At 65.0% G+C, this 22,946-nt stretch carries 20 protein-coding genes; 8 read left to right on the forward strand and 12 right to left on the reverse strand.

Going from position 1 to position 22,946, the window contains the following annotated elements; translation table 11 throughout:
• Positions 1-12: 12 nt before the first annotated feature.
• From GGD63_RS23730 to GGD63_RS23745, 4 genes are read left to right on the forward strand one after another with little or no spacing between them, the layout of a single operon-like run.
• Positions 13-2,610 carry an ATP-binding protein gene (locus tag GGD63_RS23730; RefSeq protein WP_183245568.1) on the forward strand — a complete coding sequence of 866 codons (2,598 nt, stop codon included), beginning with the start codon at positions 13-15 and terminating at the stop codon, positions 2,608-2,610.
• Positions 2,607-2,996 carry a response regulator gene (locus tag GGD63_RS23735; RefSeq protein WP_183245569.1) on the forward strand — a complete coding sequence of 130 codons (390 nt, stop codon included), beginning with the start codon at positions 2,607-2,609 and terminating at the stop codon, positions 2,994-2,996. The genes GGD63_RS23730 and GGD63_RS23735 overlap by 4 nt, the downstream gene beginning before the upstream one ends.
• Complete coding sequence (locus GGD63_RS23740) at positions 2,993-4,243, forward strand: adenylate/guanylate cyclase domain-containing protein (RefSeq protein ID WP_183245570.1); 1,251 nt, start codon at positions 2,993-2,995, stop codon at positions 4,241-4,243. The genes GGD63_RS23735 and GGD63_RS23740 overlap by 4 nt, the downstream gene beginning before the upstream one ends.
• A gap of 9 nt (positions 4,244-4,252) precedes the next feature.
• Positions 4,253-4,999 carry a hypothetical protein gene (locus GGD63_RS23745; protein ID WP_183245571.1) on the forward strand — a complete coding sequence of 249 codons (747 nt, stop codon included), beginning with the start codon at positions 4,253-4,255 and terminating at the stop codon, positions 4,997-4,999.
• 63 nt (positions 5,000-5,062) lie between these two features.
• Here the strand turns inward: GGD63_RS23745 and GGD63_RS23750 are convergent, their stop codons facing one another.
• From GGD63_RS23750 to GGD63_RS23805, 12 genes are all read right to left on the reverse strand, one after another.
• Positions 5,063-5,953, reverse strand: a complete 891-nt coding sequence (locus tag GGD63_RS23750) for an ABC transporter permease (RefSeq protein ID WP_183245572.1) — start codon at positions 5,951-5,953, stop codon at positions 5,063-5,065.
• Positions 5,954-5,957: 4 nt separating this feature from the next.
• Positions 5,958-6,899: an ABC transporter permease gene (locus GGD63_RS23755; protein ID WP_183245573.1), complete on the reverse strand. Its 942-nt coding sequence runs from the start codon at positions 6,897-6,899 to the stop codon at positions 5,958-5,960.
• A gap of 31 nt (positions 6,900-6,930) precedes the next feature.
• Positions 6,931-8,442 carry an ABC transporter substrate-binding protein gene (locus GGD63_RS23760; RefSeq protein ID WP_183245574.1) on the reverse strand — a complete coding sequence of 504 codons (1,512 nt, stop codon included), beginning with the start codon at positions 8,440-8,442 and terminating at the stop codon, positions 6,931-6,933.
• Between the two features lie 23 nt (positions 8,443-8,465).
• Entirely contained in the window at positions 8,466-9,566 is a 1,101-nt protein-coding gene (locus GGD63_RS23765; RefSeq protein ID WP_183245575.1) for an ABC transporter ATP-binding protein, read from the reverse strand.
• The gene (locus tag GGD63_RS23770) at positions 9,566-10,555 is read right to left on the reverse strand and encodes an ABC transporter ATP-binding protein (RefSeq protein ID WP_183245576.1); all 990 of its coding nucleotides are present in this window, start codon (positions 10,553-10,555) and stop codon (positions 9,566-9,568) included. The genes GGD63_RS23765 and GGD63_RS23770 overlap by 1 nt, the downstream gene beginning before the upstream one ends.
• Positions 10,552-11,262: a DUF1028 domain-containing protein gene (locus GGD63_RS23775; protein WP_183245577.1), complete on the reverse strand. Its 711-nt coding sequence runs from the start codon at positions 11,260-11,262 to the stop codon at positions 10,552-10,554. The genes GGD63_RS23770 and GGD63_RS23775 overlap by 4 nt, the downstream gene beginning before the upstream one ends.
• Before the next feature lie 9 nt (positions 11,263-11,271).
• Positions 11,272-13,077, reverse strand: a complete 1,806-nt coding sequence (locus GGD63_RS23780; RefSeq protein ID WP_183245578.1) for a gamma-glutamyltransferase family protein — start codon at positions 13,075-13,077, stop codon at positions 11,272-11,274.
• Between the two features lie 87 nt (positions 13,078-13,164).
• Positions 13,165-14,154: an ABC transporter ATP-binding protein gene (locus GGD63_RS23785; protein WP_183245579.1), complete on the reverse strand. Its 990-nt coding sequence runs from the start codon at positions 14,152-14,154 to the stop codon at positions 13,165-13,167.
• Positions 14,151-15,137: an ABC transporter ATP-binding protein gene (locus GGD63_RS23790; RefSeq protein WP_183245580.1), complete on the reverse strand. Its 987-nt coding sequence runs from the start codon at positions 15,135-15,137 to the stop codon at positions 14,151-14,153. Before GGD63_RS23790 ends, GGD63_RS23785 begins: the two co-directional genes overlap by 4 nt.
• A gap of 13 nt (positions 15,138-15,150) precedes the next feature.
• Positions 15,151-16,113 carry an ABC transporter permease gene (locus GGD63_RS23795; RefSeq protein ID WP_183245581.1) on the reverse strand — a complete coding sequence of 321 codons (963 nt, stop codon included), beginning with the start codon at positions 16,111-16,113 and terminating at the stop codon, positions 15,151-15,153.
• 2 nt (positions 16,114-16,115) lie between these two features.
• Complete coding sequence (locus GGD63_RS23800; protein WP_183245582.1) at positions 16,116-17,096, reverse strand: ABC transporter permease; 981 nt, start codon at positions 17,094-17,096, stop codon at positions 16,116-16,118.
• 114 nt (positions 17,097-17,210) lie between these two features.
• The gene (locus GGD63_RS23805) at positions 17,211-18,809 is read right to left on the reverse strand and encodes an ABC transporter substrate-binding protein (protein ID WP_183245583.1); all 1,599 of its coding nucleotides are present in this window, start codon (positions 18,807-18,809) and stop codon (positions 17,211-17,213) included.
• A gap of 398 nt (positions 18,810-19,207) precedes the next feature.
• On the opposite strand from GGD63_RS23805, the gene GGD63_RS23810 reads away from it, so the two are divergent.
• From GGD63_RS23810 to GGD63_RS23825, 4 genes are read left to right on the forward strand one after another with little or no spacing between them, the layout of a single operon-like run.
• Positions 19,208-19,465, forward strand: a complete 258-nt coding sequence (locus GGD63_RS23810) for a DUF6489 family protein (protein WP_183245584.1) — start codon at positions 19,208-19,210, stop codon at positions 19,463-19,465.
• On the forward strand, positions 19,465-20,265 hold the full coding sequence (locus GGD63_RS23815; protein ID WP_409334089.1) for an esterase/lipase family protein: 801 nt from the start codon (positions 19,465-19,467) through the stop codon (positions 20,263-20,265). The genes GGD63_RS23810 and GGD63_RS23815 overlap by 1 nt, the downstream gene beginning before the upstream one ends.
• A gap of 45 nt (positions 20,266-20,310) precedes the next feature.
• The gene (locus GGD63_RS23820) at positions 20,311-21,861 is read left to right on the forward strand and encodes a wax ester/triacylglycerol synthase family O-acyltransferase (RefSeq protein WP_183245586.1); all 1,551 of its coding nucleotides are present in this window, start codon (positions 20,311-20,313) and stop codon (positions 21,859-21,861) included.
• Between the two features lie 10 nt (positions 21,862-21,871).
• A complete protein-coding gene (locus tag GGD63_RS23825) occupies positions 21,872-22,867 on the forward strand; it encodes an alpha/beta fold hydrolase (protein ID WP_183245587.1) in 996 nt (331 codons plus the stop codon).
• Positions 22,868-22,946 lie beyond the last annotated feature (79 nt).

Raw genomic sequence — 22,946 nt, forward strand, 5'->3', positions numbered from 1 at the left:
AGTTTCCGCGGGATGACCCTCTCCCTCCATCCCGATACCCCGCAAGCCAGGACAGCGCCGAGCACCGCCTCGAACGTGTCCGGGGAAGCGGCCGGGCGCGGGATCAGGACCCGGCTGTTCGCCAAATACGTCGCGCTGTTCGTGGCCGTCGTCGCCGTCGCGCTGCTCGCCAACGGGCTGTTCGAGGTCTTCTTCTATTATCGCGAGCACAAGGCCTCACTGATCCGGGTCCAGCATGAGCAGGCCGAGGCGGCCGCGGCCAAGATCGGCCAGTTCGTCAAGGAGATCGAGAGCCAGCTCGGCTGGACCACGCAGCTGCCCTGGTCGGCGGGCTCGATCGAGCAGCGCCGGTTCGACGCGCTGCGGCTGCTGCGCCAGGTGCCGGCTATCACCGAGCTCGCTCAGGTGGATTCGACCGGCAAGGAGCGGTTGCGGGTCTCGCGGCTGGCGATGGACGCAATTGACAGCGGGCTTGACCTGTCGGCCGATCCAAAATTCACCGAGGCGGTCGCGCGCAAGGTCTATTACGGCCCGGTCTATTTCCGCAGGGACTCCGAACCCTACATGACGCTGGCGCTGGCTGGTGCCCGCAAGGATGCCGGCGTCAGCATCGCGGAGGTCAATCTCAAGCTGATCTGGGACGTCGTCTCGCAGATTAAGGTCGGCGAGCACGGACACGCCTATGTGGTCGGCCCGGAAGGGCGCCTGATCGCCCATCCCGACATCAGCCTCGTTCTGCGCAACACCGACATGTCTGGCCTCGCGCAAGTGCGCGCCGCGCAGGCGGGAGGGGGCACGATCTCGGACGTGCTCCCCGAAGCGCGCAGCATCCAGGGCCAGAAGGTGCTGACCGCATCGGCTCCGATCGCGCCCCTGCATTGGACCATGTTCGTCGAACTGCCGGTCGAAGAGGCCTATGCCGCGCTGTACGCCTCGCTGCAGCGGCTCGCGATCGTGCTGCTGGCGGCATCGATCTTCGCGGTGCTCGCCGGGATATTTCTCGCCCGCCGGATGGTCGGGCCGATCCAGGCGCTGCGCAGCGGCGCCGAGCGGATCGGCAGCGGCGATTTCGCGCAACGCATCTCGATCAAGACCGGCGACGAGCTCGAGGGGCTCGCGGACCAGTTCAACGACATGGGCGCGCGCCTGCAGGAATCCTATGCGGATTTGGAAAGGAAGGTCGAGCAGCGCACGGCGGAATTGAGCGAATCGCTGCAACAGCAGACCGCAACTTCCGAAGTGCTCCAGGTTATCTCCATCTCCCCCGGACAGCTGGGACCGGTATTTCGCATCATGTTGGAGAACGCCACTCGCATCTGCCAGGCTGAGTTCGGGTCGCTTTATCTGCGCGAGGGAGACACGTTCCGCGCCATCGCGATGCACGGCGTCCCGGCCGAGCTGAAGGACCAGATCTACCAGAAGCCGACACGGCCGGCTCCGAACACTGTCATTGGCCGCATCGTTAGGACCAGGGAAACCGTGCATGTCGTCGATACGAGGACGGAGCCGGACTTCTTCGAAACACCTCAAGGATATGACGGACCAATACTGGCGCTGCGCGCGGGAGCGCGGACACTGGTTGGCGTTCCCATGCTCAAGGACGGGGACCTGATCGGCGCCCTTCTGATCTATCGTCAGCGGCCTCTTGCCTTCTCCAGCAAGCAAATCGAGTTGGTGACGAATTTTGCGGCGCAGGCGGTGATCGCCATGGAAAATGCGCGCCTGCTCAACGAATTGCGTGACCGCACGGATGAGCTGTCGCGTTCGCTCGAGGACCTGCGCGCTGCGCAGGGCCGCCTGATTCAGACGGAAAAGTTGGCTTCACTCGGCCAGCTCACGGCAGGGATCGCGCACGAGATCAAGAACCCGCTCAACTTCGTCAATAATTTCTCTTCAGTCTCGACCGAGTTGATCGACGAGCTCAACGAGGTCCTGCAATCGGCCTCGCTCGACGACAGGACCAGGGAGGAGATCGACGAGTTGACCGGCATGCTCAAGGGCAATCTCGAGAAGGTCGTGCAGCACGGCAAGCGCGCCGACTCCATCGTCAGGAACATGCTGCTGCATTCGCGCCAGGGGGCTGGCGAACATCGCCTCGTCGATATCAATGCAGTCGTGGAGGAGAGCCTCAATCTGGCCTATCACGGCGCGCGCGCCGAAAGGCCCGGCTTCAACATCACGCTCGAGCGTGCGTTCGACCCCGCCGCCGGCATGGTGGACATCTATCCGCAGGAGATCACCCGCGTTTTCCTCAACCTGATCTCGAACGGCTTCTATGCAGCGGCCAAGCGCAAGGAGGGCGCGGCGCAAGGTTTCGAGCCGACCCTGAGCGCCGCAACCAGGAGCCTCGGCGACAAGGTGGAGATCCGGATCCGCGACAACGGCACCGGAATTCCGCCCGAGGTGAAGGAGAAGCTGTTCAATCCGTTCTTCACGACCAAGCCGGCCGGTGAAGGCACCGGGCTCGGCCTGTCCATGAGCCACGACATCGTGGCGAAACAGCACTGTGGCACCATCGACGTGAAGACCGAGCCCGGTGTATTCACCGAATTCATCATCACTCTGCCGCGGACGATGGCAGCGGGCGACACACCCGGAGGCAAGACTTGAACGTTTATATCCTGGTCGTCGATGACGAGCCCGACGTCGAGCCGCTGTTCAGGCAGCACTTTCGGCGCGACCTGCGTGCCGGCCGTTTCCAGATGGAATTTGCGCCCTCTGCGGCGGATGCGTTGAGGCGTGCCGCCGAGGTCCGCGATCCCTCGCTGATCCTGATCTTGTCCGACATCAACATGCCCGGCATGAGCGGACTAGACATGCTGCCGCAGGTGCGTGCCGACTATCCGCACGTGCCCGTCATCATGATCACCGCCTATGGCGACGCCGAGACGCGCCGCAAGGCGATCGAGCGAGGCGCCCACGGGCTCCTCACCAAGCCGATCGATTTTGCTCTGCTGCGCCAGGAGATCGATACGAGGCTCGAGCAAGCCGCATGACTGCGACCATCCTCTTCGTCGACGACGAGCCGGACCTCGAGGCGCTGATCCTGCAGAAGTTTCGCAGGCAGATTCGCGATGGGCAGCTCGCCCTGATGTTCGCCCGCGACGGAATCGAGGCGCTGGAGTCGCTCGAGCAGAATCCGCATGTCGACATGGTGGTCTCCGACATCAACATGCCGCGGATGGACGGTCTGTCGTTGCTCGCAAAGCTCCAGGAGGCCGAAGACAAGAAGTCGACCATCATCGTCTCGGCCTATGGCGACATGAGCAATATCCGCACCGCCATGAACCGCGGCGCGTTCGACTTCCTGACCAAGCCGATCGATTTCGCCGACCTGGAAACCACGATCCAGAAAACCATCCGCCATGTGGAGATGCTGCGCGACGTGCGGCGGCGCCAGGCGGAAGCCGAGCGCGCCCATGCCTCGCTGTCGCGTTTCTTCTCGCCGGAGATCGCACGACGCCTGGCGGCGGATGTCGACGGTGACGGCATGGAGGTGCAGTGGCGCGATGTCGCCACCCTCTTCACCGACATCACCGGCTTCACCTCGCTGGTCGAGACCGCGCCTCCGCAGACACTCGGCCAGCTCCTCAACGAATATGTCGGCGGCATGACCGAGATCGTGTTCGCGCATGAGGGAACGGTCGCCAAGATCATCGGCGATGCGATCCAGGTGCTGTTCAATGCACCCGGCGATCAGCCGGACTATGCGACGCGTGCGGTCGCCTGCGCGCATGCTCTCGACGCCTGGGCGCAGGATTTCTCGGCGCGCTGGAAGGCGAAAGGGGTGAATTTCGGTACCACCCGTATCGGTGTCCATGCCGGCCCGGCGCTGGTCGGTAATTTCGGTGGCAATCGCTTCTTCGACTACACGGCTTATGGCGACACCATCAACATCGCCGCGCGGTTGGAAGCCGCCAACAAGTATCTGGGAACGCGCATCTGTGTTAGCGCCAGCGTCGCCAACGCGGCTGAGAATTTTCAAGGCCGTCCCGTGGGGGAGCTGATGCTGCGCGGACGCAGCGAGCCGCTGCGTGCGTTCGAGCCGCTGCCGCAAGCCAGGTTCGAAGCGCCGGCGACGGCGCAATATTCCGAAGCCTTTGCCAAGATGGAGGCGGGCGATGCCGCGGCCATGCCGGCCTTTGCAGCGCTGGTCGGCATGCACGCCGACGATCCGCTGGCCGGTTTTCACCTGAAGCGCCTGCTCAATGGCGCCAAGGGCATTCGCATTCAACTGGAATAGGAGCCCGTCATGACGCGCGAATTCTCCGCCGGCAATTATCGTTTCATTCCGTCCGTGTTCCAGTATTCGGCTGGCGCGGCCGCGGATGAGAGCTACGAGATCGAGCGCGTCCGCTTCGACCGCCTGGTGCCGCTGGCCGAGGGATTTGCGCTGGCCGCAAAATTCATCCAGGAGGCGGGGCGTCCGCTGACGGCGTTCTGTGCCTGCGAGCTGCGCTCGCCCGCCGCCTTCAGCGAAGAGGGCTTTCGCGCGTTCAATCTGCATTATGTGAAGACGCTGTCCGAATGGGGCATCTTCGACGGCACCACCAATCCGGTGGCGCGCAGCAATGTCTGTCCCGAGATCGATCCGCCGTCCGAGCCGTCGTTCTATGCCTTCTCCTTTACGCGCCCGACGCGGTCGAACGCGCCGAGCTTCGTCATCGCCGGCGGTGCGGAGGCACGCGAGGGCAGCGGCACCTATGTCGAGCGTACGGTGCGTTACCGCGATCTCAGCCCAGAAGGGCTGCGCGAGAAGGTGCGCTTCACCACGACGTCGCAGATGGAAAACCGGATGGCGGCCTTCGGCTTCGGCTGGAAGGACACGACCGGCGTGCAGGCCTATTCGGTGCATGACTTCCACCACGCGCTGGTCGACGAACTCGTCCGCCGCGGCGCGCTGCGCTCCGGCCTGACCTGGCATTTCGCCCGGCCGCCGGTGGTCGATCTCGAATTCGAGATGGATTGCCGCCGCGTGATGCGGGAAGTGGTGATCTGACCCGTCGACAGTCGATCTTCACCTCTCCCGTAGGGAGAGGTGAAGGGCGACCTTGACACTACTTCAGCGCTGCCTTGGGTCGAGGGCGTCGCGCAGGCCGTCGCCGAGCAGGTTCAGAGACAGCACCACGAGGAAGATCGCGAGGCCCGGCCAGATCGCCATCCACGGCGCCTGGGTCAGGAAGCGTTGTGCCGCGTTGAGCATGCTGCCCCAGGACGGCGCCGGCGGCTGCTGGCCGAGGCCGAGGAATGAGAGCGCGGCCTCGGCGATGATGGCCGCGGCGATCGAGAGCGTCGCCTGCACCAGCAGCGAGGGCAGGATGTTCGGCAGGATGTGCGAGAACGCGATCCGCCAGGGCGGGTTGCCGAGCGCACGCGCGGCCTCCACGTAATCTTCGGCCTTGACGCTCAGCACCTGGCCACGGGTCAGGCGGATGAAGATCGGGGTTGCCGAGATGCCGATCGCAATCATGGCATTGCCGAGGCTCGGACCGAGGAACGCGGCGAGTGCGATCGCCAGGATCAAGAACGGGCAGGCCAGCATCGCGTCGGTGATGCGGCTGATCAGCGCGTCGGTGAAGCCGCCGCGATAGCCGGCGAGCAGGCCGAGCGGCACGCCGATGCCGAGCGCGATCGCGACGGAGATCAGGCCTGCGAGCAGGGAGGCGCGCGCGCCGTAGACGACGCGGCTCAGGATGTCGCGGCCGAGCTCGTCGGTGCCGAACCAGTGGGCTGCTGTGGGCGGCTTGCGCACCAGGCTCCAGCTCGTCGCGATGGGATCGTAGGGCACGACGATGGGCGCAAGGACTGCAAGCGCGATGAACATCGTGATCACGACAAGCCCGAACACGGCGGCCTTGCGCTTGAACAGCCGCCGCCGCGCGCGGCGCGCCGGGCTGTCGAGCTCATAGGCCTGCGTGGTGGAGGGGGCGGCGGGCAGCGCGGCGTCGGTCATGGCGCTAGCCCCGCAGCCGCGGATTGACGAGGATATAGGCGATGTCGGCCACGAGGTTCAGCGTGATGTAGACCGTGGCCGTCACCAGCACGACGCCCTGCACGACCGCGTAGTCGCGATTGAACACGGCGTCGACGATCAGCTTGCCGAAGCCGGGAATGGAGAAGATCTGCTCGGTCAGCACGGCGCCCGACAGGAGCGTGCCGAGTTCGAGCGCGCCGAGCGTGATGACGGGCGTCAGCGCATTGCGCATCGCGTGCTTGAGGATGACGGACCGCTCCGACAGGCCCTTGGCGCGCGCTGTGCGGACATAGTCGCTTTCCAGCACCTGGAGCATCGCACTGCGGGTATGCCGCATCAGGATCGCCGAAATCGCGTTGCCGAGCACGAAGGCCGGCATGATGGTGGCGGCGAGACTTGCGCGCCAGTTCTCGCTGAGCGGCACGTAGCCCGAGGCCGGCAGCCAGCCGAGCTCGATCGAGAACAGAAAGATCAAGAGGATTCCGAGCCAGAAATTCGGCGTCGAGATGCCCCACAGCGCGAACAGATTGGCGCCATAGTCCCAGGCCGTGCCCTTCTTCACTGCGGAGACGATGCCGGCGGGAATGCCGATGAAGAACGCGATCAGGATCGCCATCGAGCCGAGCTGCAGCGTCACCGGCAGCTTCTGCGCGATCAGCTCGCGCACCGGCATCTTGTTGCGCAGGGACTCGCCGAAATCGCCTGAGAGCACGCCCTTGAGCCAATAGACGTATTGCACGGGAATCGGCTGATCGAGCTTATGGAGTTGCCGGATCTGCTCGATCACGGCGGGATCGCGCTCCTCGCCGGCCATCACCAGCGCGGGATCGCCCGGCAGCAATTGCTGCAGCGAGAAGATCAGCACCGACACGAAGAACAGTGTCGGCACGATCTGCGCGATGCGGCGGGCGAGGAAGTTCAGCATGATGCCGATCGTTTCGTGGGCGCTGTTGCGATCACTTGAACTTCAGCCCGACCACGCGCACGAGGCCATCGGGCATCTGCCGGTAGCCATCGAGCTTCTTGGTGTGCGCGATCAGCAGCGTGCGGTGATAGATGTAGATGATCGGCAAATCGTCGAGCAGGACCTTGGCCAGCTTCGCGTAGATCGCCTTGCGCTGCTCGACGTTGGAGGTGGCTCGGCCCTCTTCCATCAGCTTGTCGGCCTCGGGGTTGGAATAGCCGCCGTCGTTCTGCGGCGCCTTGCTGCGCATGAAGATGTAGGAATTGCCGTCGGGATCGATGCGGCCGCTCCAGGGGATCTGGAAGACCTGGAATTCGCCGGCCTGGGACTGCTTGAAGGTGGTGGCGAATTCGACGGCGCGGATCTTGATGTCGAAGCCGGCTTCCGCGGCCATGGACTGCACGACCTGGGCGACGGCCTCGTACTCGGTGCCCTTGGGAACCATGTAGTCGACAGTGACCGGGAGGCTGACGCCAGCTTCCTTCAACAGCGCCTTGGCCTTGGCGATATCCCGGCCCTGAATGGGAAACGCCTTCTGGTAATAGGGGTGCGTCGGGCTGACCCACTGATTGCCCGGGGTGAACTCGCCGTTGAACACGACCTGGTTGATGGCCTCGCGATCGATCGACAGGCTGAGCGCCTGGCGCACCTTCGCCGACTGGCTGAGCGGCCCCTTGGCCTTGTCGTTGCCGATATTGATGGTCATGCCCTGATAGCCGAGCTCGGGAGCCGTGGACAGCACCAGCTTGGGATCGGCGCGGACGTCCTTGATGTCGGTTGCGAGCACGCGTTCGATCAGGTCGAGCGCACCGGATTTCAGGTTCGCAAGCCGCACGGTCGAGTCGATGATCGGCTGGAACACGACGCGGTCGATGTGAACGTTGTCCTTGTTCCAGTAGTCGGCGAATTTCTCGAAGACCATGCGGTCCTGCTGGACGCGCTCGACGAATTTGTACGGGCCGGCGCAGACCGGATGCAGGCCGAACTTGTCGCCGGCTTCCTTCGCCGCCTTCGGCGAGACCATCATGCCGGAGCGGTCGGTGAGTTGGGCGATCAGCGGCGAGTATGGCGTCTTCAGCACCAGCTTGATGGTGAGGGGATCGACCACCTCGACATGGTCGACGCTGGCAAGCTCCGACTTGCGGAACGAGGTCGGCAGCGTCATGTGACGCTCGATCGAGAATTTTGCAGCCTCCGCATCCAGCGGCTCGCCGTCGTGGAATTTGACGCCCGGCCGAAGCTTGATCGTCATCTCCTTGCCGTCGGCCGACGTCTCATGGGACAGCGCCAGCTGCGGTACGATGTTCAGCTTCTCGTCGATGTCGAACAGCTTGTCGCAGAAGGCGGAGAACACGATGCGGCCGACATAGGTGCGGCCGATGCTGGGATCGAGAATATCAGGATCTTCGGCGATCCCGATGCGAAGCGTGGACTGAGCCTGGGCTGCGCCCGCGAGCGACGTCAGCAGGGCCGACGCCAGGATTGCCAAACGCACAAAGCTCATCGTTCTCAACCTCTGTTTCACGGCTATGCGGGGTCCGCCCCCAATGAACTAACCCCGCCGCCGCGTGCTGCTTCCGGTCCGCCGCTGAAGGCCGCGACCAATTTTTCCAGGACCGGCGAGAAGCCGCCGTCCATGGGAACGATCGCCGCCGAGGATGGCAGTTCCGACGTTCGGTGGCAGGCCGTTGCATGTCCGATGCCATCCGGGACGAGCCGGGGCATTTCGCTGCGGCAGCGCTCGACTACATAGGGGCAGCGGGTGTGGAAGCGGCATCCGGCGGGTGGGTTAAGCGCGCTGGGGATCTCGCCCTGCAGCACAATCCGGCTGCGCTTTGCCCGCGGTTTGGGCACGGGGATCGCGGAGAGCAGCGCGCGGCTGTAGGGATGGCGCGGCGCGGCGAACAGCGCGTCGGCTTCCGCCGTCTCGACGATCTGGCCGAGATTCATCACCGCGACGTGGTCGGCGATGTGCTTGACCACGGCGAGATCATGCGAGACGAAGATGTAGGCGAGGCCGAGCCGGTCCTGAAGCTTGCGCAGCAAATTGAGGATCTGCGAGCGGATCGAGACGTCGAGCGCTGAGACCGGCTCGTCGCAGATGATGAGCTTCGGTTCGACCGCGAGCGCGCGGGCAATGGCGATGCGCTGACGCTGACCGCCGGAGAATTCATGCGGATAGCGCCGGGCGAGGCGCGGCTCCAGCCCGACCAGCCGCAGCAACTCGGCGACGCGCTCGGCCCGCCGCGCCGCCGGCACGAGATCGTGCAGCGCCAGCGGCTCGGTCAGGATCTGGCCGACCGTCATGCGCGGATTGAGCGAGGCGTAAGGATCCTGGAAGATGATCTGCGCCTCACGGCGGAAGGCGCGCAAGCCGCCGGCATCGAGCGAGAGCAGGTCGCGGCCGTCGAAGCGCACCGTGCCCGCATCCGGCTCGATCAGCCGCAGCACCAGGCGGCTGACGGTGGACTTGCCGCAGCCGGATTCGCCGACGAGCGCGAGCGTCTTGCCGGCATCCAGCGAGAAGGACACGCCGTCGACCGCCTTGACATGCGCCAGCGCCCGGCCGAACAGCGAACGCTCGGCGACGAAATGCTTGACCAGGCCTTCGACCTCGAGCAGCGCCATCACGACACCAGGAGTTCGAGCGGCGCGCGAATGCAGCGCGAGAGGTGGCCGGGGCCGACCTCCACGAGCGGCGGTGGCGCCTTGGTGCAGGCGTCCAGCACGAAGGGACAGCGCGCGGCGAAGCGGCAACCGGCGGGCGGCTGCGCCATGTTCGGGACCATGCCCTCGATCGTCGCAAGCTGCTCGGCGCGGTGGTCGAGCCGTGGGATCGAGCCGAGCAGGCCCACCGTGTAAGGATGCTGCGGCGCGGAGAACAATTCATCCACCGGCGCGCGCTCGACGATCTCGCCGGCATACATCACCGCGACCTCGTCGCAGACCTCGGCGACGACGCCGAGATCGTGGGTGATCAGGATGATCGCCGCGCCGCTTGCCGCTTTCAGCTCGCGCATCAACTCCAGGATCTGCGCCTGCAGGGTGACGTCGAGCGCCGTGGTCGGCTCGTCCGCGATCAGGAGCCGCGGGTCGCAGGCGAGTGCCATCGCGATCATCACGCGCTGGCGCATGCCGCCGGAGAGCTTGTGCGGATATTCGTCGATGCGCCGCTCGGGCGAGGGGATGTGGACCCGGCGCAGGAGGTCGATCGCGCGGTCCCGCGCGCTTTTCCGCGAGCCGCCACGATGGCGCAAAATGGTTTCGATGATCTGGTCCCCGATCGTGAAACTCGGGTTGAGCGAGGTCATCGGCTCCTGGAAGATCATCGCCAGCCGGTTGCCGCGCAGATCGCGCAGCGTCTGGTCCGGGGTCTTCAGCAGGTCAAAACCGTCGAAGCGGATCGCGCCAGTAATCTCCGCGCTCTGCTTCGGCAGCAGCCCCATGATCGCCAGCGACGTCACGCTCTTGCCGCAGCCGGATTCACCGACAAGACCGAGCGTGGCGCCATTGGCGACGCTGAGATCGACGCTGTCGACCGCGTGGGTGACGCGGCCGTCATCGCCATGAAAGCGGATACGGAGATCGCTGATCTCGATGAGAGGGCTCGCGCTCATGATTCTCTCGCGCGCGCCGCAGCGATGCTGGCGTCGATGACACTGCGATCGGTGTTGCCGGCCGGGTTCTGCCGCGTCGGCATGGAGGAGCGGAAGTGCACCCAGAGCTCGCGGCTGACGCGCTCGAGCCGTTCCAGCTCGCCCAGCGGATCGGGATGGTCGTCGGCGCGAATGTCCAGCGCCGGCCATTCCTCTTCGCCGTGGATCAGAACCGCGGCCGACTGCTTGCCGCGCTTGTCGCCACCGGCGGCTTCGCCTGCACGCATCGCCGCAAGCAGGCGGCGCGGGAACGGCAGGCTGTCATTGGCGATGTAGGTCTTCGCGGTCTCGTCGAGCACGTCGGCACCGGCGAGCATGTTACCGGCGATCGAGAAGCCGCTGCCGGCGATGTGGCCGCACCAGTCGACGCAGTCACGCCCGGTATGCGCCGCGATCTCGCCGCTGGCATCCATGATGTGGACCTGGCGGCTTTCGCGGCCGTCATCGGTCGCGAGCAGCGTGGCGAGCACGTCGTGTGCGTTCAAACCTTCGCGCAGCAGCTTGACGCCGTCGATGCCGTAATAGGGATTGACGAAAGCCTGGGTCGCAATCGCACCGAGGCCGGCGGCGATGTAGGGTACACGCGCGCCGACGGCGAAGAAGCGGGTCGCAACGGCGATGCCGAACTGGCCGGTGACAGGATCGCGCGCGATGATCGACCAGGTCATGTGCTGCCTTCAGCGTCCTGCGGCGTAGCCTTGCATGCCGCGCGGATTGGCGGCGGCGCGGCGGCGGACCCCGACGCGTGAGGCCGCGGTGAGGCGGCCTTCCGACCAGTCGGGACCGACCTCCACGATATGCCCACGCTCGCGCAGGTTCTCGATCGTCGCCTTCGGCACGCGGTTCTCGACCACGAGCACGCCGGGGCGCGCGGTGCGCGGCCAGAACGAGATCGGGAAATGCTCGGAATGCCAGGCGGGCGCGTCGATGGCTTCCTGGAGATTGAGGTTGCAATGGACGTGGCGCAGGAAGAACTGCGTGATCCACTGGTCCTGCTGGTCGCCGCCGGGCGAGCCCCAGGCCAGATACGGCTCGCCGTCGCGTAGCGCCATGGTCGGCGACAGCGTCGTGCGCGGCCGCTTGCCCGGCGCGAGCGCTGCGGGGTGGCCTTCCTCCAGCCAGAACATCTGGGCGCGGCTACCGAGGCAGAAGCCGAGCTCGGGAATGATCGGCGAGGATTGCAGCCAGCCGCCCGACGGCGTCGAGGACACCATGTTGCCATCCTTGTCGATGATGTCGAAATGCACGGTGTCGCCGCGCACTTCGCCGAAGCGTCCGACCGTCGGCTCGCCGGCGCCGAGCGCGCCGACCGCCTCGCGCTGCCCCTCGGCGCGCCGCAACTTGACCACGCCGCCAAAGCCTTCGACTGAGCCGGGAATGAAATCGAGCGAGGCCTTGTCGGTGACAAGCTTGCGGCGCTCGTCGTTATAGGCATCCGACAGCAGGGTCGCGATCGGGATCTCGGTGAACTTGGGATCGCCGTAGAATTTTTCGCGGTCGGCGAACGCGAGCTTGGCGCACTCGATCTGGAGATGGATGAACTCCGGCCCGGTTGGGTCGAGACCGTCGAGCGCAAAACCCTTCAGCAGCGCCAGCTGTTGGAGCGTCACCGGGCCCTGGCTCCAGACGCCGGCTTTGCAGACCGTGTAGCGGCCGTAATCATAGGTGAGCGGTTCTTCGATCGTCGGCTGCCAGCGTGCCATGTCGTCGGCGGAGAGCACGCCGCGATGCGGCGAGCCGCTGACGTCCATCACGTCCTGGGTGCGGCAGAACTTGTCGATGGCTTCGGCGACGAAGCCTTGCGACCAGGCTTCTCGCGCGCGCTCGATCTCGGCGTCCCGGCCACCGCCGCCGCTTTCCGCCTCGCTCAGGATCCGGGCGTAGGTCGCGGCCAGCGTCTTGTTGGTGAAGAGCGTGCCGGGCTTCGGCACCTCGCCGTTCGGAAGATAGACCGCGGCCGATGTCGGCCAGTGCTTGCGGAACAGCTGCTCGACGGTCTGGATCGTGGCGCAGGCGCGCTCGACTAGCGGATAACCGTCGCGCGCATAGGAGATCGCGGGCTCGAGCACATCGCGCACGCGCATCGTGCCGTAGTCGCGCAGCAGCATCATCCAGGATTCGAACGTGCCGGGAACGCAGGCGGCGAGCAGGCCGGTGCCAGGCACCATGTCGAGGCCTTCGCTCTTGTAATGTGCGATGGTGGCGCGCGCCGGCGCCGGCCCCTGGCCGCAGACCACCTCGGTGCGGCCGCGCTTGACGTCATGTACGATGATGGGGACATCGCCGCCGGGACCGTTCAGATGCGGTTCGACCACCTGGAGCGTGAAGGCGGTGGCGACGCCGGCATCGAAGGCATTGCCGCCTTTTTCCAGAATGCCCATGCCGACGGCGGTCGCGATCCAGTGCGTGGTGGCGACGACCCCGAACGTGCCCTCGATCTCGGGCCTCGTCGTGAACGGATCGGGATTGATATTGCTGCCCATGGGACTTCACCACCTTATTTCCGGCGCGCGCAATTGATCACAGCCGATGCCGCGCCGCCAATGCGCAGGCTGCATGGCACGCGCGCGTCACGCCGGGACCGGCGCGGTGTTGACCGCGTGGCAGGCGACGCCGTCGATCAGTTCCGGCGTTTCCTTGCGGCAGAGATCGAACGCCAACGGGCAGCGCGGATTGAATGCGCAGCCGGGCGGCGGATTGATCGGGTTCGGGATCTCGCCCTTCACCGGAATGCGCTGGCGGCCGCTCATGGCGAGATCCGGCACGGCGCCGAGCAGCATCTTGGTGTAGGGCATGCGCGGGTGGGAAAACAGCTCGCGTCCCTCCGCAATCTCGACGATGCGGCCGAGATACATCACGCCGACGCGGCTCGCCATGTGGCGGACCACGGCGAGGTTGTGGCTGATGAACATGTAAGTCAGGCCGAACTTGTCCTGGAGATCGCGCATCAGGTTGAGGATCTGCGCCTGCACGGAGACGTCGAGCGCCGAGGTCGGCTCGTCGCAGACGATGAATTCGGCGTCGGAGGCGAGCGCGCGCGCGATCGCGATGCGCTGGCGCTGGCCGCCGGAGAACTCGTGCGGAAATTTCAGCCGATCGTCGGGATGCAGGCCGACGAGGCTGAGCAGCTCGCCGACACGGGCCTGGATGTCGCGCTCGCCCTGGATCAGGTCGAAGGCGCGGATCGGCTCGGAGATGATGGCATCGACGCGGAAGCGCGGGTTCAGGCTCGCGTAGGGGTCCTGGAAGATCATCTGGATGCGGCGACGCAGCTTTCGCCGCGCCGGGGCCTGCCGCGGGTCCGCCATCGAGACGCCGTCGATCAGCACGTCGCCGGAGCTCGGCGGCAGCAGGCCGACGACCATGCGAGCGACCGTGGTCTTGCCCGAGCCGGACTCGCCGACCAGCGCAAAGGTCTCGCCCTTCCTGATGTCGAAGGTGACGCCATCGACCGCCTTGAGATATTCGAGGTGGCCGCCTTCGAGCACGCGGTTGAGCCAGGGTTTCGAGACGTCGAACACGCGGCGCAGATTGGTGGCCTGGACGAAAGGCGTGCTCATGCCGCGCTCTCCGCCGGCACGGTGTCGTAGAGATGGCAGGCGACCGATTGCGTGCCGCGCGGCAGGGGCTCCGGTCGCTCGACACGGCAACGATCGAAAGCGAAGGCGCAGCGCGGATTGAACGAGCAGCCGCGCGGGATCGCCGACAGGCGCGGCATGGAGCCCGGGATCTGCACCAGGCGCTTGTCCTCGCCGGCAAGCGTCGGAATCGCGCCCATCAGGCCCTTGGCGTAGGGATGCAGCGGGTTCTTCACGACGTCCTGCACCGGGCCGATCTCGGCGACGCGGCCGGCATACATCACCGCGACTCGGTCCGAGGTCTCGGCGATCACGCCCATGTCGTGGGTCACCAGCATCACGGCGGTGCCGTGATCGCGGCCGAGCCGCTTGATCAGCGAGATGATCTGGGCCTGCACGGAGACGTCGAGCGCGGTGGTCGGCTCGTCCGCGATGATCAGTTCGGGCTCGGCGCAGATCGCGAGCGCGATGACCACGCGCTGGCGCATGCCGCCGGAGAATTCGTGCGGGTAGCCGTCGATGCGCTTTTCCGGCGCGGGGATGCCGACTTCCGCAAGTAGATCGATGGCGCGGCGGCGCGCGGCCGTTTCGGACAGGTTCAGGTGAGTCCGGATCGTCTCCACGATCTGGTCGCCGACCTTGTACAGCGGATTGAGCGAGGTGAGGGGATCCTGGAAGATCATGCCGATGCGCTTGCCGCGGATGCGGCGCATCTCCTCCGGCTGCAGATTGTCGACACGCAGGCCTGCGAGATGAATCTCGCCGCCGGCGATGCGGCCGGGCGGATCGATCAGGCCGATCACTGCGAGGCCAGTGACGGATTTGCCGGCGCCGGATTCGCCGACCACCCCGAGCACCTCGCCCTTGGCGATGTCGAAGGAGACGTCGTCGATGGCACGCAGCGTGCCGCGGCGGGAGGCGAACTCGACTTGGAGGTTACGCACGGAGAGAACGGGTTCGGTCATGGGCGAGGCGCACTCATCGAAGCTTCGGGTTCAGCGCGTCGCGCAGCCAGTCGCCGAGCAGGTTGATCGACAGGATCAATGCGGCGAGAGCGAGTCCGGGGAACGCGACGATCCACCATTCGCCTGCGAACAGATAGCTGTTGCCGATGCGGATCAGCGTGCCGAGCGACGGCATGGTCTCGGGCATGCCCGAGCCGAGGAACGACAGCGTCGCCTCGGTGATGATGGCGAGCGCGAGGTTGATGGTGGCGATCACGAGGATCGGTCCCGTGGTATTCGGCAGCACGTGGCGCAGCATGATCACTGGGGCGGGCAGGCCGATCAATTGCGCGGCTGCGACATAATCCTTGTTCTTCTCGACCAGGACCGAGCCACGCACCGTGCGCGCGTACTGCACCCAGAAACTCAGGCCGATCGCGAAGACCAGGACCGCCAACATGCTCATCTCGTCGAGCTTGTTGCCAAAGACCGATTTGGCGATGCCGTTGATCAGCAGCGCGATCAGGATGGCGGGAAAGGAAAGCTGCACGTCGGCGATGCGCATGATCAGGCCGTCGACGGCGCCGCCGAAATAGCCGGCCGTCAGCCCGAGCAGGATGCCGAGCGCGCCGGAGAGGACCACGCCGAGCACGCCGACGAGAAGCGAGATGCGCAGGCCGTAGAGAATCGCCGACAGCACGTCGCGGCCCTGCTCGTCGGTGCCGAGCAGGAACGGGCTCTGGCCGTCGGCGGTCCAGAGCGGCGAGATGCGCGAATTCATCAGCTGGAGCTGCGCCGGGTCGAATGGATTTTGCACCGACAGCACCGATGCAAAGATCGCGAGCAGGAAGAACAGCAGCGTTACACCCGCCGCGATCATGGTGATCTTGGAGCGGCGGAACGAGTAGAACAGATCGCTGTCGAGCGCACGCCTGAACCAGCCCGGTGCGGCGGCGGTGCGCTTCTCGGCACTCTTCGGAACGACGGCGTCGCTCATCTCTAATGCGCCCGGCTGACCGTCGAGCGCAGCCGCGGATCGACGATGGTGTAGAGGATATCAACCACGAGATTGATGGTGACGAAGATCAGGGACACCATCATCAGATAGGCCGCCATGATCGGGATATCGACGTTCTGAACGGCCTGCACGAACAGGAGCCCCATGCCCGGCCACTGGAACACGGTCTCGGTGATGATTGCGAAAGCAATTACCGAGCCAAATTGCAGGCCTGCGACGGTGATGACGGGAACCAGCGTGTTGCGCAGCGCGTGACCGAAATGGATTGCGCGCGTGGTCAGGCCGCGGGCGCGGGCGAAGCGGATGTAGTCGGTGCGCATGACCTCAAGCATCTCCGCGCGCACCAGCCGCATGATCAAGGTCATCTGGAACAGGCCGAGCGTGATCGCAGGCATGATCAGCGCCTTCAGCCCCGAAAGTGTCAGGAGACCTGTCGTCCACCAGCCGATATGCACGACGTCGCCGCGCCCGAACGAGGGTAGCCAGCCGAGCGTCACCGAGAACAGGTAGATCATGAGGACGCCGATCAGGAAGGTCGGCAGCGAGATGCCGATCAGCGAGACGGCCTGGAAGACATGGGCGAGCCAGCTGTCGCGGCGCAGCGCGGAATAGACGCCCATCAGGATGCCACTGAGCATCGCGAAGATCGTAGCAACGATGGCCAGCTCGAGCGTCGCCGGCATCCGCTCAATCAGCAGATTGGTGACGGGCAGGCGGAACTGATAGGACACGCCGAACTTGAATTGCGCGGCGTTGCCGACATAACGGCCGAACTGCACGATCACGGGATCGTCGAGGCCGAGCGATTTGCGGATCGCGGCGCGTTCGGCGCCGGAGGTATCCATCCCGACCATCTGGTTCACGGGGTCGCCGGCGAAGCGGAACATCGAGAACGCGATGATTCCGACTGCGATCATGACGCCGATGGCCTGGATGGCCCGGCGCAGTGTGAAAGCGAGCATCTGTTCCTTTCACATCTCTTCAGCGGCACGCTTCATCGCGTAGCCCGAAACGGCAAGTCCCGGAAGCCAGATCTTGAAAGCGATGGCTTCCGGGACTTCACAACTTGTCGACACCTACTCGTCCTGCTTGGTCGCCCAGTAGAGCAGGACCTGGTTGTCCGCGCGCTGGGTCAGTTTCACCTTCTTCGACACGCCCCAGGCGAGCGCCTGCTGGTGCAGCGGGACATAGGCCCAGTCCTTCATCGAGATCTCGAAAGCCTGCTTGATCAGGAGATCGCGCTTGGTCGTATCGGACTCAAGGAGAACCTTGTCGGCGAGCTCGTCGAACTGCTTGTTGCAATAGCCTGCGAGATTGGCCTCACCGCGGTTGGGATCCTTCGGGTCATCGCGGCAGCCCATGATGTCGTGCAGCACGTTCTGGGAGTCGAGCGTATCCGGGGTCCAGCCCAGCATGAACAGCGAGGTCTTGTAGCCGCCGGGCTTCAACACCTTGGCGAAATACTGGGCCTTGGGTTGCGCCAGCAGATCCACCTTGATGTTGATGCGGGCGAGCATGCCGACAATCGCCTGGCAGATCGCGGCGTCATTGACGTAGCGATCGTTCGGGCAGTCCATCGTCACCTCGAAACCATCAGCATAGCCGGCGTCGGCCAGAAGCTTCTTGGCGGCGTCGGGATCGAACTTCGGCCGGGTGAAGTCCTTCGAGGAAAAGATCTCTGGTGCGACCATCAATGCGGACGGCGTGGACAGTCCGCGCATGACGCGATTCTTGATCAGGTCGACGTCGATTGCCCGGTAGACCGCTTCGCGGACCCGGACGTCCTTGAACGGGTTCTTGCCCTTGACGTTGGAGTACAGCAGCTCATCGCGCGCCTGGTCCATGCCGACGAAGATGGTGCGGAGCTCGGGTCCGGTCAGCACCGTGGCGTTGGGGCTTGCTTTGACGCGCTCGATGTCCTGGACCGGAACCGGCTCGATCACGTCGACCTCGCCCGACAACAGCGCCGCGACACGCGTGGCGGGGTTTGCGATCGGCGTGAAGACGATCTCCTTCAGATTGTGTTCCGGCTGGCGCCACCAGTTCGGGTTGGGCTTGAAGACGGTCTTCACGCCCGGCTGATGGCTCTCGATGGTGAAGGCGCCGGTGCCGTTTTCATGGAGCGAGGCATAGCTCGGGGTCGTTGCGGCGGCGGGCGTCGGTGCCGCCGCATCGTTCGCCTCTGCCCATTTCTTGTCCATGATGTACCAGGTCGCCCACAACGCCGTCAGGATGGGATTGGGCGAGGTCAGGATGAAATCGACGGTGTAATCGTCGACCTTGACGACCTTTGCATCGGCGGGAACGCGGCTCTGAAAATTCGAACCTTTCGCCCGCACGCGCTCGGCCGAGAACACCACGTCATCAGCGGTGAAGGGGTCGCCATTGTGGAACTTCACGCCCTTGCGCAGGTGAAAGCGCCAGCGTGTCGGCTCCGGCGTCTCCCAGCTTTCGGCGAGCGCCGGGATGATCTTCAAATCCTTGCCGCGGGCGACCAGGCCTTCATAGACATGGCCGAGATGTGCACTGGTGGTCGACTCGTTCAGCGTGTAGGGATCGAGCGACTTGAGCTCACCCTGGTTGGCATAGCGCAGCGTCTGGCTCGACGCCGGCGACACCACCAACGCAAGCGCACCGGCGAGCGTCGCCGCAAACAGACTTCGTCCCACTAACATTCTTGACCCTCTCCACTCGCCCGCACCGTCATTTTTGATTGTTCGGCGGGGCTGATCGATCCATGTTGCCCAGAGTTCTCGACCCGTGCAAGCGCCATTCCAGCAAGGAACGCGCCAAGTTGCACCGCTGTGCAGCAATGCTGCCCGGCAATCTAGGGGAGGCCGGCGCGCGAGCGACATTCGACTTTCGACCCGTGATGTCTCCGGAAGCAGGCAGATTGGCCCGACCGGCCCTCTGCGTTTCAGCCGTCCGCTGCGGTCGCGGCCGGGCGATTTGATTGACCATACCCGTCGATTGCCGAAGCCGGTCCCCGCAGCTTCCCCTCAGGTCGCTTGCGTTGCACACCGTGTCGCGGTGATACTGCCGGCAGGCCGTTCGAATCTCATCCGGAGGGGACATGAAGGTTAACATCGAAATCGACTGCACCCCCCTCGAGGCCCGCCAGTTCTTCGGATTGCCCGACGTGGCGCCGATGCAGACGGCGGTGATGGACAAGCTGCAGCAGCAGATCCTCAGCAATATCGAGAAGGTCTCGCCGGAATCGCTGATCCAGAGCTGGTTCACCTTCGATCCCAAGATCGCCGAGCGGTTTCAGGACATGTTCGTCACCATGGCTGGTCTCGGCAGCCCGCGCAGCAGCGACAAGAAGAAATAGTGCAGTCCGGGCGGGACGGGGCGCAGGATCCAGGTCGGCTTCGTCCGCCGGGTCTCGGCATGCTGCTGGCCGAAGCCCGTGGACTGTTCGAGTTCAATGCGAGCCTGCTGCTCTCGCCGCTCCTGATGCGTGCGCCCAAAGGCGACGGCCATCCGGTGCTGGCGCTGCCGGGCTTTCTCGCCAGCGACCTCTCGATGGCGCCGATGCGGCGCTATCTCAGCGAGCTCGGCTATGAGGCACATGCCTGGCGGATGGGCCGCAATCTCGGCGGGCTGGAGCGGATGCGGGAGGCATTGCGCACGCGTCTTGCCGAAATCCACGCGGCGAGCGGGCGCAAGGTCAGCCTGGTCGGATGGAGCCTCGGCGGCGTCTATGCCCGCGATCTCGCACTTTGCGCACCCGACATGGTCCGCTACGTCGTCACGCTCGGCAGCCCTTTTGCCAATGACGTGCGCGCGACCAACGCCACGCGGCTCTACGAGGCGCTGTCCGGCGAGCGGGTCGAGGATTTCGCGGAAGCGCGCGAAGCCATCGCCGGCGAACTGCCGGTGCCGGCGACGTCGATCTATTCGCGTGCCGACGGTGTCGTGAACTGGCGGACCTGTCTGCTGCATCCCTCCGACCGTGCCGAGAATATCGAGGTGCACCTGGCGAGCCATATCGGGCTCGGCGTGAACCCCGCGGTGCTGTGGGCCGTGGCGGACCGCCTGGCGCAACCGGAGGGACAGTTCTGGCCATTTGACCGGGCGGGGCCCTTTGCCATTGCATATGCCCCGCCGGAGCGGGCAGTATCGGCCTGACGAGAAGCGCCGCCAAGGCGCCCGTCGAATACTCGGGAGGGAACCATGGCTGACGGTAAGAAGCTGTCGTCGCTGGACGCGTCGTTTCTCTATCTGGAAACACCTGAGATGCCGATGCATGTCGGCAGCATGGCGATCTTCCGCCTGCCCGACGACTACAAGGGCGATTTCTTCGAAGACTTCAAGGCGATGATCGTCTCGCGCCTGCACATCGCGCCGATCCTGAAGGCGCGGCTGGAGAAGGCGCCGCTCGACATCGATCATCCCTCCTGGGTCGAGGACGACCAGTTCGACATCGACCGTCATATCTTCCGCGCCAGCCTGCCGCAACCGCGCGACCGCGCCACGCTCGAACGCATCGTCGGCTGGATGCATGCCAAGCTGTTGAACCGCGCCCGCCCGCTCTGGGAGTTCTACGTGTTCGAGGGCATGAAGGACAACGAGGTCGGGCTCTATTCCAAGATGCACCATGCCGCCATCGACGGCGGCGCCGGTGCGGCGCTGACCAACATGATCTACGACATCTCGCCGATCCCGCGGAAGGTCGATCCACCGACGATCGGTGCCAAGCCCGGACAGGAGCCGCGCGACATCGCCGCGAACCTGCTTGATTCCTACCAGCAGCTGTTCAGCCAGCCGCTCGATGCCTCGCAAGCGGCGAAGAACCTGCAGCTGCCACGCACGGGCAAGAGCGACATCGGCTCGATCCTGTTCGACAACGCGATGTACCAGATCGAGAGCGCGGTGCGCTTTGCCGGCAACATTCCGACCATGCTCAAGAGCGTGTCAGACGTGCTCGGCAAGATCGCCGATCCGAAGTCGCGTGAGAGCCTTGCCAGCATGGTGTCGCCGCCGACCATGCTCAACAAGACGATCTCGTCGGAGCGGAGCTTTGCCGGGGTGTCGATCTCGCTGTCGCGGGCCAAAGCGCTTGCGAAGCAGGCCGGCGGCAAGCTCAACGACGTCGTGCTGGCGCTCGCCTCCGGTGTGGTCCGCCGCTACCTCCTGCAATATGGCACGCTGCCGGCGAAGTCCCTCACCGCCGCCGTGCCGATCTCGCTGCGCGAGGAGGGCAACACCGAGGCCAACAACCAGGTGTTCGGCATGATCTGCTCGATCGCCACCAACATCGAGGATCCCAAGGCGCGGCTGGAGGCGATCATCGCGCAATCGACCAAGTCCAAGGAGATGTCGCATCCCCTGCGGGCCTTGATGCCGCAGGTCTCCAACATCTCGATGCTGGGCGCGCCGATCATGGTGCAGATCCTGGCGCTGCTCTACAGTCGCTCGAATCTCTCCGACGTGCTGCCGCCGGCCGCTAACATCACGGTGTCCAACGTGCCCGGGCCGCGGCAAACGCTCTATGCCGCCGGCGCCGAGCTGCTGCACATCTTCCCGGTGTCGATCTCGACGCACGGGCAGGCGCTCAACATCACCGTGCAGAGCTATCGCGACCAGCTCGATTTCGGCTTCATCGTCGGTGCCAACATCATTCCGCACGTGCAGGTGATGTGCGACATGCTGCCGGAGGAGTTTGCCGCGCTGGAGGCGGCCTATGCGCCGCCCGCGGCCGACATCAAGGGCGCTGCTGAGTAGGAAGTTCGCCATGATTGATATGCCGCCGCTGAAGTTTGCGCAGACGAACGGAATTCGCATGGGCTACTACGAGGCTGGTCCGGCCGATGACAAACCGCCGGTCGTGCTGTGTCACGGCTGGCCCGAACTCGCCTTCTCCTGGCGCCACCAGATCAAGGCGTTGAGCGAGGCCGGCATCCGCGTGATCGCGCCCGACCAGCGGGGCTATGGCGCGACCGACCGGCCCGAGCCGGTCGAGGCCTACGACATCGAGCACCTGACCGGCGATCTCGTCGGACTGCTCGATCATCTGCAGATCGACAAGGCGATCTTCGTCGGTCACGATTGGGGCGGCTTCATCGTTTGGCAGATGCCGTTGCGGCACATCGACCGGGTCGCTGGCGTGGTCGGCATCAACACGCCCCACACCGATCGCGCCTGGGCCGATCCGATCGAGCTGTTGCGCGCACGCTTCGGCGACAAGATGTACATCGTGCAGTTCCAGGATCCGGCACGCGAGCCGGACAGGATTTTCGGCAGCCGTGTCGAGCAGACCTTCGATGCGTTCATGCGTAAGCCGGTGCCGCGCCCGACCGACGCGCCGCCGGAGGAGGTCGTTGCCGGTGTCGGCGCTTCGCCGCGGCTCAATCTGGCATTTCCGCAGATGATTGCCGGCTATGACGCGAAGCACGATCCGCGTACGCCGATCCTGTCGCCGGAAGAGAAGAAAGTCTTCGTCGATGCCTTCACCAGAACCGGCTTCACGGGCGGCATCAACTGGTACCGCAACATGTCGCGCAACTGGGCGCGTGCCGAAGGGCTTGATCATACGGTCCGCGTGCCGTCGCTGATGATCATGGCTGAGAATGACGCGGTGTTGCCGCCATCCTCCGCTGATGGCATGGACAAGCTGATCCCCGACCTCGAGAAGTACCTGGTGAAGGACAGCGGCCATTGGACGCAGCAGGAGAAGCCGGAAGAGGTCAGCGCCAAGCTGATCGAATGGCGTAGAAGGCGGTTTGGCTAGCTCGTCATTGCGAGGAGCGGAGCGACGAAGCAATCCAGATCTGTAGCCGTGGATACATTTCTGGATTGCTTCGCTTCGC

The organism is Bradyrhizobium sp. cir1 (assembly GCF_014198245.1).
Lineage (GTDB): Bacteria > Pseudomonadota > Alphaproteobacteria > Rhizobiales > Xanthobacteraceae > Bradyrhizobium.